The 14,863-nt window shown below is 41.7% G+C and carries 15 protein-coding genes; 8 read left to right on the top strand and 7 right to left on the bottom strand.

What is annotated here, in order from left to right; all coding sequences use genetic code 11:
* The 7 genes from jag to FWJ59_RS04155 all read left to right on the top strand — a co-directional run.
* The coding region (gene jag / locus FWJ59_RS04185) for an RNA-binding cell elongation regulator Jag/EloR (RefSeq protein ID WP_414480730.1) at nt 1-605 on the top strand (605 nt) is incomplete at its 5' end.
* 128 nt (nt 606-733) lie between these two features.
* Nucleotides 734-2,113 carry a tRNA uridine-5-carboxymethylaminomethyl(34) synthesis GTPase MnmE gene (mnmE, locus tag FWJ59_RS04180; protein ID WP_414480729.1) on the top strand — a complete coding sequence of 460 codons (1,380 nt, stop codon included), beginning with the start codon at nt 734-736 and terminating at the stop codon, nt 2,111-2,113.
* A 15-nt stretch (nt 2,114-2,128) separates the two neighbouring features.
* A complete protein-coding gene (gene mnmG, locus FWJ59_RS04175) occupies nt 2,129-4,027 on the top strand; it encodes a tRNA uridine-5-carboxymethylaminomethyl(34) synthesis enzyme MnmG (RefSeq protein WP_414480732.1) in 1,899 nt (632 codons plus the stop codon).
* Nucleotides 4,008-4,733 (top strand): 16S rRNA (guanine(527)-N(7))-methyltransferase RsmG, encoded by a 726-nt coding sequence (rsmG, locus tag FWJ59_RS04170; RefSeq protein WP_414480728.1) that lies wholly within the window; start codon nt 4,008-4,010, stop codon nt 4,731-4,733. Before mnmG ends, rsmG begins: the two co-directional genes overlap by 20 nt.
* 159 nt (nt 4,734-4,892) lie before the next feature.
* Nucleotides 4,893-5,738 (top strand): nucleoid occlusion protein, encoded by an 846-nt coding sequence (gene noc, locus FWJ59_RS04165; RefSeq protein ID WP_414480731.1) that lies wholly within the window; start codon nt 4,893-4,895, stop codon nt 5,736-5,738.
* Nucleotides 5,739-5,925: 187 nt separating this feature from the next.
* On the top strand, nt 5,926-6,699 hold the full coding sequence (locus tag FWJ59_RS04160) for a ParA family protein (protein ID WP_414480727.1): 774 nt from the start codon (nt 5,926-5,928) through the stop codon (nt 6,697-6,699).
* Nucleotides 6,700-7,563 carry a ParB/RepB/Spo0J family partition protein gene (locus FWJ59_RS04155; RefSeq protein ID WP_414480726.1) on the top strand — a complete coding sequence of 288 codons (864 nt, stop codon included), beginning with the start codon at nt 6,700-6,702 and terminating at the stop codon, nt 7,561-7,563.
* Nucleotides 7,564-7,624: 61 nt separating this feature from the next.
* On the opposite strand, the gene FWJ59_RS04150 is transcribed toward FWJ59_RS04155, so the two are convergent.
* Nucleotides 7,625-8,329, bottom strand: coding sequence for a CvpA family protein (locus FWJ59_RS04150; RefSeq protein WP_414480725.1), 705 nt, complete (start codon nt 8,327-8,329; stop codon nt 7,625-7,627).
* The gene (locus FWJ59_RS04145; protein WP_414480724.1) at nt 8,326-9,345 is read right to left on the bottom strand and encodes a hypothetical protein; all 1,020 of its coding nucleotides are present in this window, start codon (nt 9,343-9,345) and stop codon (nt 8,326-8,328) included. Before FWJ59_RS04145 ends, FWJ59_RS04150 begins: the two co-directional genes overlap by 4 nt.
* A gap of 387 nt (nt 9,346-9,732) precedes the next feature.
* Between FWJ59_RS04145 and yyaC the strand changes: the two genes are divergently transcribed.
* Nucleotides 9,733-10,314: a spore protease YyaC gene (yyaC, locus tag FWJ59_RS04140; RefSeq protein WP_414480723.1), complete on the top strand. Its 582-nt coding sequence runs from the start codon at nt 9,733-9,735 to the stop codon at nt 10,312-10,314.
* Here yyaC and FWJ59_RS04135 read toward each other — a convergent pair.
* The 5 genes from FWJ59_RS04135 to FWJ59_RS04115 all read right to left on the bottom strand — a co-directional run bounded on the left by FWJ59_RS04135 (nt 10,306) and on the right by FWJ59_RS04115 (nt 14,710).
* Nucleotides 10,306-10,599: a YkuS family protein gene (locus FWJ59_RS04135; RefSeq protein WP_414480722.1), complete on the bottom strand. Its 294-nt coding sequence runs from the start codon at nt 10,597-10,599 to the stop codon at nt 10,306-10,308. The genes yyaC and FWJ59_RS04135 overlap by 9 nt on opposite strands.
* A gap of 74 nt (nt 10,600-10,673) precedes the next feature.
* Nucleotides 10,674-11,192, bottom strand: coding sequence for a DUF4446 family protein (locus FWJ59_RS04130; protein WP_414480721.1), 519 nt, complete (start codon nt 11,190-11,192; stop codon nt 10,674-10,676).
* Nucleotides 11,193-11,220: 28 nt separating this feature from the next.
* Nucleotides 11,221-12,093: a diacylglycerol/lipid kinase family protein gene (locus FWJ59_RS04125; RefSeq protein WP_414480720.1), complete on the bottom strand. Its 873-nt coding sequence runs from the start codon at nt 12,091-12,093 to the stop codon at nt 11,221-11,223.
* Nucleotides 12,094-12,112: 19 nt separating this feature from the next.
* The gene (locus FWJ59_RS04120) at nt 12,113-13,447 is read right to left on the bottom strand and encodes a hypothetical protein (RefSeq protein WP_414480719.1); all 1,335 of its coding nucleotides are present in this window, start codon (nt 13,445-13,447) and stop codon (nt 12,113-12,115) included.
* Between the two features lie 111 nt (nt 13,448-13,558).
* The gene (locus tag FWJ59_RS04115; protein WP_414480718.1) at nt 13,559-14,710 is read right to left on the bottom strand and encodes an MFS transporter; all 1,152 of its coding nucleotides are present in this window, start codon (nt 14,708-14,710) and stop codon (nt 13,559-13,561) included.
* Nucleotides 14,711-14,863 lie beyond the last annotated feature (153 nt).

The raw sequence follows: 14,863 nt of genomic DNA, 5'->3' as shown, positions 1-14,863 counted from the left end.
AGACCACGGGCAAGACTATTGAAGAAGCTATTTTGATGGCTGTGGCAAAGCTGGGGGTTCAGAGGGATAATCTAGAGATAGAAGTGCTTGAACAGCCTGTGAAGGGTTTATTTGGAATAATAGGCGGTAGAGAGGCGAGGATTCGAGCCACCATTAAGAAGAGCGTAAAGGACGAGATAAAAGAGTTTTTATCCAGGCTTTTGGAGTTGATGGGAATTGAAGCCAGAATTGAAGTGACCGAAGAGGAAGAACAGATAATGGTAAGGCTTAGCGGCCAAAATATGGGATTGGTGATAGGCCGTAGAGGCGAGACTCTGGATGCACTTCAGTACATCACAAATCTGGTGGTAAACAAAGGCAGGAGCGACGCAAAGCGGATTATACTGGACACGGAGAAATATCGCAGCAAAAGAGAGGAGACTTTGAGAAGGTTGGCACAGCGGTTGGCCAATAAGGTGCAACGGACAAAGAAGAGCATAGTGCTTGAACCCATGAATCCTTATGAGAGGCGCATTATACATTCCGCCCTTCAAAATCATCCTTATGTTACTACGTACAGCGAAGGGGAAGAGCCTTATAGAAAAGTGATTATAAAGCTGAAATGATATTTATATAATGATACTTATATTAAGTATTAACCCAGTAAATGATTACTGGGTTAATATTTATGTTAAAGGGAAAAAATCATGGTAAATCCATCATGTAAGGCAGGAGAAAAAGAGGATGATATGTGATGAACATAGCTTTTGAAGATACTATAGCTGCAATTTCAACGCCTATTGGCGTGGGTGGCATTGGCATAGTGAGGATGAGCGGGAATAAATCCCAGGATATCCTGAAAAGGATGTTTAAAACCAAAAGCGGCAAGCAGCTGGACTATTTTGAGAATCGCCGGTTTTATTATGGGCATATAGTGGATGGCAATGGGCAGATCATCGATGAAGTGCTTGTAGTAGTCATGAAAGCGCCCCATTCCTATACCAAAGAGGACATAGTGGAGATACACTGTCATGGCGGGATTGTTCCTTTAAGGCAGATCCTGAAACTCGCCATTGAATACGGGGCGAGGATGGCAGAGCCGGGAGAGTTCACCAAACGGGCATTTTTGAATGGCAGGATTGACTTGGCCCAAGCTGAAGGTATAATGGAGCTTATATATTCAAAGACGGAATCCCAGGCCAGAGCATCGATATGGCAAATGGAAGGTGCTTTATCTGAAAAAATTCGCAGCATAAGGGGAAAGCTTCTAGATACCATGGCACACATAGAGGTTATCATCGATTATCCGGAAGAAGGTATAGAGGAGGAACCTGTAGAGGCTTATTTGTACAGGCTCAACGATGTTCTAAAGGAGATCGACCGTCTGTTGAGTACGGCTGAGCATGGAAAGATAATCAGGCAGGGGATAAAGGTGGTGATTGTCGGCAAACCCAATGTGGGCAAGTCATCGCTTCTCAATGCTCTGCTAAGGGAAAACCGCGCTATCGTTACCGATATACCCGGCACCACCAGGGATGTGATCGAGGAATCCCTCAGCATAAATGGCCTTTTGGTAAGGATTCTCGATACGGCTGGCATAAGGGAGACCACAGACGTGATAGAGGAATTGGGCGTTGAGCGGTCAAGAAAGAGCATTGAAGATGCAGACCTGGTGTTGTGGGTGCTGGATGCCTCAAGGCCATTTGACGATGAGGATAGGAGAATTATGGCTGAGATAGCCGATAAAAAGGTGATTGCCGTCTTAAACAAGACCGATAAACCAATAGTTTTGAATTTAAAGGATATTGAGCTGAATGCCCCAATAATACACACCTCTATGGTCTTAAATAGGGGGATAGAGGATATAGAGAGGTCCATATACGATATCGTTATGGAAGGCAAGGTATGGGCTGATGATGGGGTACTGGTAACCAATTTGCGCCATCAGGAGGCCCTCATAAGGGCAAAGGAACATGTGATAGAGGCTTTGCATGCTTTGGAAAATGGTATACCTCTAGACCTGGTATCCATTGATATACGAAGTGCCTGTGATGCGCTGGGTACCATAACGGGAGAGACGGTGACCGAGGATTTGATCGATAAGATATTCTCTGAATTTTGCATAGGGAAATAGGAGTTGGATGTGGCTATGGAGTTTTATGCAGGGGATTATGATGTAATTGTCATAGGAGCTGGTCATGCAGGGTGTGAAGCGGCCCTTGCCGCAGCAAGGTTGGGCTGTAGGACAGCTGTTTTTTCCATAAGCCTGGAAGGCGTAGCCTTTATGGCATGTAATCCCTCTATAGGGGGTACTTCTAAAGGGCATCTGGTGAGGGAGATAGATGCCCTTGGCGGGCAGATGGGCATAAATACCGATAAGACGTTTATTCAGATAAGGATGATAAATACCGGCAAGGGGCCTGCTGTTCATTCCTTGAGGGCTCAGGCCGACAAGAGGAACTATCACATGCAGATGAAACAAACTCTGGAAAGACAGGAAAATCTAGATCTAAAGCAGGGTGAAGTGGTTTCTATAAGGGTTAAGGGAGGAGCCGTTGAAGGCGTTGTTTTGAGCACTGGCGAGTATTATACCTGTCGGGCAGTTGTGGTGGCTACTGGAGTGTATTTAAAATCCCGTGTGATCATTGGCGAGTATTCTGTAAACAGCGGCCCTTCCGGCCTTTTCCCCGCCAACTACCTATCCCAGTGTTTGAAAGACCTAGGGTTTAGATTAAGGAGGTTTAAAACTGGAACCCCTGCCAGAGTCAACCGCAAAACCATAGATTTTTCAAAGATGAAAGAGCAGCCGGGGGATGAAATTATAATTCCCTTCTCGTTCTTGCATGATACCATAAAGAGGGAACAGGTGTCCTGCTGGCTTACCTATACCAATGAACGCACCCACGAGATCATCTTAAAGAATTTGGATCGTTCTCCTCTGTATTCGGGCGTTATAGAGGGCATTGGTCCGCGGTACTGTCCTTCCATAGAAGATAAGGTGGTCAAGTTCAGAGATAAGAAGAGTCATCAAGTGTTTATTGAGCCCGAAGGCCTTAATACCCTTGAAATGTATGTGCAGGGCATGTCCACCAGTATGCCCATTGATGTACAGATTGCCATGTACCGTACCGTTGCGGGCCTGGAAAACGTCCAGATTATGCGTCCTGCTTATGCCATAGAGTACGATTGTATTGACCCCACTCAGCTTAAGCTATCGTTGGAGAGCAAGGAAATAAAGGGTTTATTCTTCGCAGGACAGATAAACGGCAGTTCGGGCTATGAGGAGGCTGCAGCTCAAGGGATAATAGCAGGTATAAATGCGGTGCAGTATATAAAGGATGAGCCGCCACTGATTTTAGATCGTTCCCAGGCCTATATAGGGGTTTTGATTGATGATCTTGTCACCAAAGGTACCAATGAGCCATACAGAATGATGACTTCACGGGCCGAGTATCGTCTGCTGCTTAGGCAGGATAACGCTGATTTAAGGCTTACAGAGATAGGGAGAAGAATTGGGCTGGTGGATGATAGAAGGTATGATTTATACATGCGAAAGAGGGAGAAGGTGGAGAAGGAGTTGGCTAGGCTTAAGGAGGTAATTGTCGGCCCTACAGATAAGATGCTGGATTTTCTAAAGAAGAAGGGAAGTTCCCTGATTAAGAGCGGTATTACGTTGTATGACCTGTTAAAAAGGCCTGAAATCCAGTATAGCGATTATGAGGAGTTGGGGCTGGCAAATCCTGACCTGACCAGGCAAGAAAAGGAGCAGGTAGAGATACAGATAAAATATGAGGGGTATATAAAGAAGCAGATACAACAGGCAGAGCAGTTTAGAAAGATGGAGAACAAATTGATACCTGAGGATATAAACTATGACGATATATCAGGTCTTAGAAATGAGGCCAAGCAAAAGCTTAAGGAGATAAGGCCGCGTTCCATAGGGCAGGCTTCCAGGATCTCGGGAGTGTCACCGTCTGATATTTCGGTTTTGATGATCTACATGGAAAAGATGAGGAGGAAAAAGGCCAGTGAAGGACTTTCTCAGTGAGTTGGAGCTTTTGAAGAATGGCCTTTATGAGTTGGGAATAGATATAGATAGCTCAAAGCTTGAGCAGTTTAGGAAGTACCTTTATCTTTTGGTAGAGTATAATAAAAAAGTAAATTTAACCGCCATTACAGAGCCAAGGGAAATTATAATTCAGCACTTTTTGGATTCCATATCAGTATTGACCATAAACATTTTTCAACCCGGAATGCGGATTTTGGATGTGGGATCAGGTGCTGGCTTTCCTGGTATTCCTATAAAGATAGCTTTTCCTCAGCTGGAGGTAATGTTGCTCGATGCATCAAAAAAACGGGTGGCCTTTTTAAATCAAGTGATCAGTTCTCTGAAGCTCGATAAAATAACAGCTGTTCATGGGAGAGCAGAGGAATTGGGGCATTCTCATTATCGTGAGACATTTGATGTAGTGGTATCCCGAGCGGTGGCTCCACTTAGGGTGCTGTGCGAATATTGCATTCCTTTTTTGCGTTTAGGAGGATTTTTCTTGTCGTATAAAGGTCCTGGAGCGTTGGAAGAGCTGAGAGCCTCCAAAAATGCCATCAATGTTTTGGGGGGCAGCTTTGTTGAGATAAAGAATCTAAATGTCCCATTTTCGGAAAAAACTCACAATATAGTGGTGATACGGAAAGAAGAGAGGACGCCTGACAAATATCCTCGATCGCCCGGAAAACCCCAAAAATCGCCGTTATGATGGCGATTTTTTTGTATCTACCAATAAATATGGTGAAAAATGGAGAAATACAGCAATATAAAGAGAAAATATTAAAAATAATGTAATAATCGAAAATAATAAAAAAAATTAAACGAATAAGAAGGAATTTAAGAATTTATGGCGAATAGTATAAATCGAATGGGGGCGATAGAGGTGTTGAAGGTTATGAGAAAAGGCTTTCCGGAGAGCTATATGATGGTACAACAAATTCCCATCGATAAGGTAAGACCTAATCCCTATCAGCCTAGGAAAGAATTTTCGAAGCAGGGCTTAGAGGAGCTTTCTGAATCTATAAAGCAATATGGAGTGTTACAGCCTATAACAGTGAGAAAGATTGGTTCTGATGGCTATGAGCTGATTGCTGGTGAAAGGCGCCTGCGTGCCTGTCAAATGATAGGGATGAAGTACATACCCGCAATAGTTTTAAACATTAGCGAGAGTGATTCAGCCATTGTGGCCATGATCGAAAATCTTCAAAGAGAGAATTTACATTATTTGGATGAAGCAATGGGATATGCCTGTCTAATACACGATCATGGCTTTACGCAGGAGGAGTTGGCAAGGAAGATAGGGAAAAATCAATCTACCATTGCCAATAAGATGCGCCTACTCAAGCTCCCAGATAATATAAAGAAGATGTTACTTGAACACAATCTAACAGAACGACATGCCAGAGCGTTGCTTAGATTGCCCGATGATGACTTGAAGCTCAAGGTCTTGCAGCAGGTCATAAGTAAGAAATACAACGTAAAAGAAACCGAGATGCTGGTAGAAAAAGTATTGAAAAAGCTGCAGTCCGATAAAGTTAAGGAGATTAAACATAAAAGGGTGAAGAGTGCTTGTAATAAGGATATGAGGATTTTTATAAATACCATTAAAAGAGCCGTTAGCCTGATAAAGGAATATGGGTTAAACCCACAGATGACGCAAATTGATAACGAAGATAGTGTGGAAATAATTGTGAAAATACCTAAGTATTCTTAAAATTATATGATGTGTCATAAAGCCAATTAAATTATTGATATTTTAAATTGGAGATACGGCATGACCATTAAGCAGGTAATGCCGTATTTTGTTTTTGTTGCCCTTTAAATTGATGCTATGTTTTAATATAATATAGGTTAAGGACAGTTCCCTATGGAGGAAAATCAAATGAAGGGGTTGTTATTTCATGTCAAAGGTGATTTCCATTGCTAATCAAAAGGGTGGAGTGGGGAAGACAACGACAAATGTAAATTTAAGCGTCTGCATAGCCGCTCTGGGGAAAAAAGTATTGACCATAGACATAGATCCTCAGGGCAATACCACAAGCGGATTAGGAATTGATAAGAATAACCTAGGCTGTTCTATCTATGATGTGTTAATAAACGGGGTTCATGCTAGGCAGGCTATATTACATACAAAAATAGAAAATTTGGATATCATACCTTCTAACATAGATCTTGCAGGGGCAGAAATAGAAATGGTCCCTATGATTGCAAGAGAGACCATACTCAAGAAGGCCATTGAACCCATCAGAGATGAATATGACTATATCTTCATTGACTGTCCTCCTTCTTTGGGACTTCTTACTATAAATGCTTTAACTGCTTCAGATAAAGTTATGGTGCCCATTCAGTGTGAATACTATGCTCTTGAGGGGTTAAGCCAGCTGATGAGCACCATCAATATCGTAAAAAAGAACTTAAATCCATCTCTGGAGCTTGCAGGTGTTGTATTGACCATGTTTGATGCCAGGACCAATCTTTCAATCCAGGTAGTGGAGGATGTAAAAAAGCATTTTAGGGATAAAGTGTATAGAACTATCATACCGCGAAATGTTAGATTGGGTGAAGCACCGAGTCATGGCGTTCCTATAATTCTATATGACCCAAAATGCGTAGGAGCTGTTGCCTATTGTGAACTGGCTGAAGAGTTTATTGAAAGCGATAGGGAGGCGATTTAGTTGGCAAGAAGGGGATTGGGTAGGGGGTTGGATGCTCTCCTGCAGCCCTATGATGTACAAATAGTTTCCTCCTCTGGTAGGGAAGCTATTCAGGAGATAAAGATCACCGATATTGATCCAAATACTGATCAACCCAGGAAGCGTTTTGATGAACAGAAGATAATGGAGCTTGCCCAGTCTATAAAACAGCATGGTGTCGTTCAACCCATTATAGTAAAGCCCAACAATGGGCGATACGTTATCGTTGTGGGAGAGAGGAGGTGGCGAGCGGCCCGGCTTGCTGGTTTAACCCATATACCGGCCATTGTGCGGGATGTAGAAAGGCGAGAATTGGTTGAATTAGCCTTGATTGAAAACTTGCAGCGCGAGGACCTAAATCCTATAGAGGAGGCCCAGGGTATACGCCAGCTAATAGAGGAGTACGGCCTTACTCAAGAACAAGTGGCCGAAAGGATAGGATGGAGCAGGTCTGCCGTGGCTAATGCCTTACGGCTTCTCTCTTTAAGCGATGAAATAAAGGGATATTTAGAGGACGGTAGGTTGACATCGGGACATGCAAGGGCATTACTGTCCATTGAGGATGAGCAAATGAGATTGATGCTAGCGAGGAGGATAGTAGAAAAGGGGTTAAGCGTAAGAGAGGTAGAACAGATAGTCAGGAATATAAAAGGCCGCACAAAGGAAAGTAAAAATAAAGAAACAGTTATAAAGAAGCCTAGCTATATATTAGAGATTGAAGCCAACCTGGAAGAGCGCTTTGGGACCAGGGTTCAGATTACCCCGGGAAAAAAGAAAGGCGTAATTCAAATTGAATATTACAGCGAAGATGACCTTGAAAGAATAGTTGAAAGGCTGATGTCATAGGAGTGTTTCACGTGAAACACTCCTAAATTGTTTCACGTGAAACATTCAAAAGGGGATTCGTTTAGACGAATCCCCTTATAAAATTGGTAAATATATTTGTTTCAAAAAAGAATTCTCCCATGGAAGAATTTTCTATTAACAAATAAATGATGTCTAGGGGAGCTAAAATCAATATGATCGGTACCAGTGAGAACAACAAGGATATCAAAAAGAAGCCTCTTAGAACTCCGACTCCAGCGCCCGCAAGACCATTATACTTCTTCAAAACGGGCAAACCTATTACTTCCCTTGTGATGGATATGCCAATCTGACATATTATCCTTATTATTAAAAATAGCGTTATAAAGCATATTATGTTGAGAATTATGTACGCGATGCTATAATTGAAATACTCGCCAACAGTAGTGAGATCGGGCAAAGTTCTATTTAACATGTTATGCAACAACAAGCGATCAAAAGGCGGGGGCAGTTTGGCCCGATTCACTATATCTATTATTTGTTCCTGTGTTAATGATGACACAACGAGAGCTTGTTCCTCAATGGATTTAACTTTGGAAGCACCTTCTGTGTAAAAAATCAAATTTTTTATCAAATCAGGATATCGTTGTATGATAAATTTAGAGAGCGATGGATAGAATGTAAGCGAGACAAGCCAAGAAAAAAGGGAGGATAAAAAGCCCAAACTTGAAACCACAAAACCGTTGTAAACCCCTATCAATAAACATATCGATAAAATAGACAATACTATATAATCAACATAGTTCATGTATTTTCATCCTTTCGAGAATCGGCTTTATTTAAAGTATATATATGCAGCATATTATCCCTGCCCAATATGTAAAAACCTTCGGGGGCGAAAGATGACCAATATAATCTTACTGGATATATATCCAAGGTATAAGTTTTAATGGTGTTGCCATTTTTCCCTATTACTACCAAGTTGCCGTTTCTATCAAGAGCGACCAGCTGTTGGCTCCTGTAAGGCTGTATATCGGTTAAGCCATATGGCAGCTCTAGCAGTTCTTTTTCACCATTGCTGCGCACATACACTGTATTGGCGCCGCTGAACCTTGCTTTTGGGAAATAGAGTGCGAAGTCATTGCCTAAAGGTATATAGTGATGGATGTAGCAGTTTGGAACGTTGATGCTCCATTTTATTGAGCCATCAACATTGTAACATATTAGCTGGTGTATGCCAACGAGGACAACGCTTTTTTGGGTCCTGTAGATTTTATAAAACATTGAATCGCTCAACGACAACATCCCCTGAGGGGAATTGCCATTGATAAAATTGAATACACGGACAGACGGATAGGGAGTATCGGTGGCCAAAGCCAGCACCGAAAAACCCTTTGTAACGGGATCATATGATGCATCTAAATAATGGGAATGATCGGTACTCTCTAGACTAATGGTATATATTGTATCCTTTTCGATGAGTACCGGTTTTAGAAAATTGTCCTGTGTTTTTGAGACTATTAACAGCATATCGCCCGCTTCACGTATTTCAAAAACCTCACCCTCCTCTTCAACGGCATATACCAGCTTAAAAGGTATTTGCGTGGTATCATATACGAATTTGCTATTTATTAGGGCATACTTAGAAGTAGATTGATTGATAACAGGAGAACTGCCCACCAACGCCATATCTTCCGGCTTAAAAGGCAAGCTCATCTCGCTACCATTATACAAGTAAAATTTGGTATTACTGCCCGAAACTGCAAATCCATTTTTAAAAAAATGGATTTGGGCTCCTTCTTCTGCCTGAATAGGTTCGTTCAACGAACTGTCACTTTGCAAATTTTCATATCTGTAAAATAACAATTTACGCAGCTGAGAGCGCATCGTAATACCGATTATAAAAACGATCAGTACAATTAAAAAAATTGCCTTGGTCTTTTTCATCATTTACGAGCGCAGGAGGCTCCATCTACTTCGAGATGGAGAGGAATGCGTTCATTCCTCCTTTCTAATGTTGAAGTTTTATCTCCTTTACCGGGGAAATAGACGCCTAGTATTGATATTTCGCCAAAAAGTGAAAAAATCCTGCTTTTGACCTAGCCAATTGTTTTCTGTTATCCAAGTATATTTACAGCGAAATTTCATAAACATTATATTGGATAGCATTTAAAAAGCAAAAGAAAATGAAAAAGCAGGAGGATAAAGACGGTGCAGACAATAGAGAACAGAATTATCGATATCAAAAATCCAAATGCCTTATCGATGTTTGTCGAGAGGTTCATAGGGACTTTTAAAGAAGCATATAGGTTGGAACATACCGACATTATTGTGCTGTGCATAGGTACCGATCGGTCGACGGGAGACTGCCTTGGCCCTTTGGTAGGATATAAGCTCAGTTCAATGGTTAAGTGGCAGAATATACTTATATATGGCACGCTGGACAACCCCGTGCATGCCAAAAATTTACAGAGCACTCTTGATGCCATCAAAGCAAACTATGGCCACCCTTTCATAATAGCCATTGATGCATGTCTGGGAAATCATGAAAGAGTTGGATGTATAATAGTGGATAAAGGCTCCATTGTTCCAGGGGCTGGCCTTAATAAAAAGTTACCCAAAGTAGGAGATATGTACATAACAGGAATAGTAAATGTGGGCGGTTTGGCAGAGTATCTTATATTACAAAGCACCAGATTGAGTCTCGTCATGAACATGGCCGACATCATAAGTAGGGGGATTTATTTGAGTTTTTCTAAGCTTGCGGAAACGTCTATTTGTACTTTAAAATAAAGGGCTATATGCGCGCTTTTCTATTATTTGAACGATTTCCTCTATACTTTTATCTTTTGCGTTGATCAGGATAGTGCCGGTATAATGGTGAGGAAGGCTTACCATGGCATATTGCTGAGATAGGTGTTTATTGATATTGATAAGGGTATTGTCGTTGTTTTCTTCGAGGTATATCAGCGCATCGACAGGGCAGCGGGCATCCTCATAGAACACCACCTTATATCCCAGCCGATTTAATTGGTCTTTGATATGCTCCAGTCCTCTTTGAATCGCTATGACCTTCATAAAAAAACACCTCCGCGTTGATATTTTTTCTTGCGGAGGTGTTTTTTATGCAGTCAATTCTTTAATTTCGTAGGCTATTTATCTGTGGGGAAAGAAGCACCTTGATTAATGGCCCTGTTTATAGCCTCTATCTCTTCCTGGGATAAAGGATAGGTAGAAGTACCGTTTTGAATTGGCTTTGCGTATACAGAGGAACTGCTTCTGGTGAATAGCCCAGTTAATACTACTCCGTTGTTGTTCTTATCTAGCAAAGCCACTGAAAAGCTCAGATCGCTTCCCATCTGTTCAAACGGATTATACCTTATAATTCCTACCTTTTGTATACAGGATCTCAGCTCTTTTGCTAAATATTGGTATCTGGCTTCTAAATCTTGTATTTTGGTGGCATTATCTTTAACACAATCAAGGTGGTGCATCAGCAGCGCTTCAAGGTTTTTATTGTTCATACCTCTCATTAAGCGTTTATATTTCTTCATGATCTTTCTGGTTTTTATCGAATACACTATTGCCATAATGAAGGCCAGTATCGATAATGTAGCAGAAATAACTATTATCAAGTAGTCATATTCTTCCAAAATCGTATATAAATCCATACCTTACCCTCTCCCCTTGCATAAGCCTCTAACAAAGCACAAGGATGCCTCGATTCAACACAGAAAATTGGACAGGGGTTGTTGCAATTATGTCGCCATCCCCGTTTACTGGAAGGTTTTCGTTGCTGTGTATCTTCACCTTTTTGCATCTGTAAGCCTTAACATAAGGCAAGTCCAAGTATTGGCCTGACACGAATTTCCAAAATAAAAAAGGGAACTTAAACCGTGGTACGGGAGAAATCAATATTGCATCGATATATCCGTCATCTATAAAACCGTTGGGGTTTACCTTCATTCCCCCTCCGTAATGGGTGCCATTGGCAACAGCAAATAGCAATATCTTGGCACTGATTGTAGTATCATCTATTTCCAGTATAACGTCTTTATGCTTATATGTAATGAATTTAAGCAATGCAGCCAAGTAATAAGCCGCCTTGCCAGGGATCCATCGTTTAAACTTTTGTATATCTCGGGCTATCTCAGCGTCAAAACCTACGCTGGCAACATTTAGGAAATAACCACCGCCGTAGGAAACTGCATCCATGTACTTAGGTTTGCCTCGGGCGATAATGGATAGGGCCTTATCTATCTTGGAAGGAATATTTAGGCTTTTTGAAAGATCATTGCCTGTGCCCATTGGTAAAATGCCCAGAGGGGTCAATGAGCCAACTAGGCCATTAGCTACCTCCATAACGGTACCGTCGCCTCCTACAGCTACTACGGCATCATACGATGAGGAAATGGCATTCTTCGCCAGGGCGGTAGCATGACCTTTGTATTGAGTTTTTGTTATTTCATATTTGAAATGGCATTGCCTGCAATATTGTTCAATTAAAGGTATGGCAGCAAGGGCTGCGCCATTGCCCGCAGTAGGATTTACGATAAACAGCAATTCTTTCATACTCTATTCCCCTGTTCCTCTAAAATATATATCTCTTCTTCTTTTTATTTCGCCGTCTGCGTATCATATATACTATTATAATTAGCAACAGGATGCCTATAAAAATTAGCTCTACTGGAACGTCATAACCTAGGATGTCGATATATTCAATGGCATTAACCTTATCTTCTTGGTCATTGGAAGATTGGGCTTGTTCATCTACCGTCTCATCGACCATTTCTTCTGTTTCTTGTGGAGGTGGTGGCAAAGGGGACAGCCTTTTGATCTCATCTTCTACCCATTTTATAAAAATGGCATTATTTTTTAACGAAGGTTGTATTTCTTTTAGGTAATCTAAGATTTCATCCTCTTTTCCCATGAGTTTCATAAAATATACCCTATCATAGATCATCTTGTTGCGTATCACATTGGAAAGAGGTTCTGCAAAACCTGGGGAGTTTTGAAGTTGTTCGAATATTTCCATGGCCATTCCCGGCTGATAGAGCTCCATATGGCACAGGGCCTTTAGATACTTTAATTCGTTGCTTAGTTCAAAGGTAGGATTTGTCAGCAGAAATTCGTCAATGGAGGCGATGGCGTCATCATAGTCCATTTTTTGGTATAAGTTGACGATGTTGATCACTTCGTTATTGCCTTGCGCTTTTTGTTTCAAATAGCTTGCCACAGCCAGCTCGACAGGATAAAAATAAAGCTGTAGGTCTTCAACCTGCCTGACATCCAAAAAGCGCCATACCAACCTGCCTCCGGTGTCGTATTCAGAAGGCATGACGGAAGGATTTGGCTCAAACACATAAAGGGGATAAAAGTCTAAATCTGCTGTTATCTGAATGTAATTAATAGGCCCCTTCCAGAAATTGAGAAACTTTAGAGGAAAATATATAAAGCGAAGTTCGTCTTGATTAAATTTATTATCTATAGTAAAGGAAGATTTAATAACCTTAGATTGGCCAGGAGTTAATTTCACCGTAAAAGTACTCCAATAGGGAGGCAAAAATATATCGCTCGTTTGGGGGGGCTGAGATGCGCGTAGCGTAGTAAGCTTTTGGCTTTGTCCCTCAACTATTACTGAAGGCTGCTTTACGGTCACAACATCATCATATTTTGAAGGTATGCCTACTGTAATGTTTGCTTCAGAAGGGCCATCATTTCGTATGACTATAAACGTATCTACAGAGGTGAAGGTTGGCCGCACCCTTAAAGTGGCTTGGTAAGAGACAAGGGTTATGTTATCGCTTTGAACTGGGTAGGCTCTTTTCATGGATATCTCCAATGGGACTTGTATGGCGTATGCCGGAATGGCAACGATAAACGTGCAAATAAAAATTATGCCCCATACAACTAGCCTATTTTTCAATTTTATCCCCCCATTCGCTAAACCCAAAAACAATACCTTTTTAATTAGTCTAGCATAACTTAGTATAATGGACAAGGAGTGTTTTAGCAGTAAGGCGACAATTAGAATTGCTTATTTTATAAATCTGGCGGAAATCAAGGCCCCTGCAAGTCCCAATACAGCAGTAAGCACAAAACCCCATGTCAAGCTCAAAACATCGCTTACAAATCCTGTAAAGGTTGGTCCCAGGAACATGCCTATGGAGTATATGGCCTGGAAAAAGCCCATAGCGGTGGCTCTCTTTGAGTTTTCCACCGATTTTATGCTAAGGGCCATAAGCAAGGGATATACAAGACCTCGCCCTATTCCCCCGATGGCTTGGGATATGTAAAGCAAATATATATTTTTGATAAAGGGGATTACGGCACAGGCGGCAAAAAGGATGATAAATCCTATAACAATCATTTTCTTCTCACTGTAGCGTTTTGCCAAAAATGAACCGCTTGCAGCAGAAGTAAATACCGTAGGGAGGGCAGAAAAGGTGGCCAAAAGTCCCAGCTGTACGTCGCTGGCGCCTATGCTTTTAGCTGCAACTGGCGTAAAGCCGTAGGTGGTTGCAAATATAATAAACTGGACCACTATCGCAAGCCCTGATACCAGCAGCAGTTTGTAATCCTTTGATACCGAAAGAAGCTGAGATAGGGTAAGGGGCTGACGATCCGCGTTCACGTTATTGTTTTCTACTATGAACAGGCTCAACAAAAGGCCGATTAATCCCCCAACGGCTGCCAACACGAAAGTGCTGGCTTGCCCAAAATATTGTGCTGCATAGCCACCTATTAGCGTAGCTGACATCTGACCTATCGTGGTGAAGGAGTTTATAATACCAATAGCCTTAGGGGCCTCCTGCAGGGCAAAATAGCTTGAAAACAGGACTGTATATGCTACCCATGTTGAGACGGCAACCCCTGCTAAGGAGCGAAAAACCAGCAACCAAAATGGCGTCTTAAAAATCCACATCCCTATAGCGCTCATGAAACAAAGTGCAATTCCCATGATTATAAAAATTTTTCGCTTCCCTATTTTATCCGAGAGAATCCCCAGGGGGACCCTGAGCAGCATTTGGGTGAATCCGTACGATCCCACGATGAGGCCTATCATCTTGTAGGATGCCCCCAGAGATTCAGCATAAGTCGATAAGATGGGCACATATGAATACATCGAAAACCAATACAAGATAGTTACAATGCAAAACAGCGGTATGCGGTAAGAGCTCTTTTTCAATTACATCACCCCAGATTGCAGCAAATGGATCTCGGGAATAATTTTCATCAATTATACCATTAACCATGCTCGAAATCTAGCGAAGCTTGGTCAAGTAATCTTCCTGTTTGGACAGATAGTGTCTTTCTTCTCATGCCATATGGTTTGCAACCA

Source organism: Caldicoprobacter sp. (assembly GCF_047459465.1).
GTDB lineage: Bacteria > Bacillota > Clostridia > Caldicoprobacterales > Caldicoprobacteraceae > Caldicoprobacter.
Note: the sequence above shows the minus strand (reverse complement) of the source record. Positions and strands in the feature narration are given on the sequence as shown.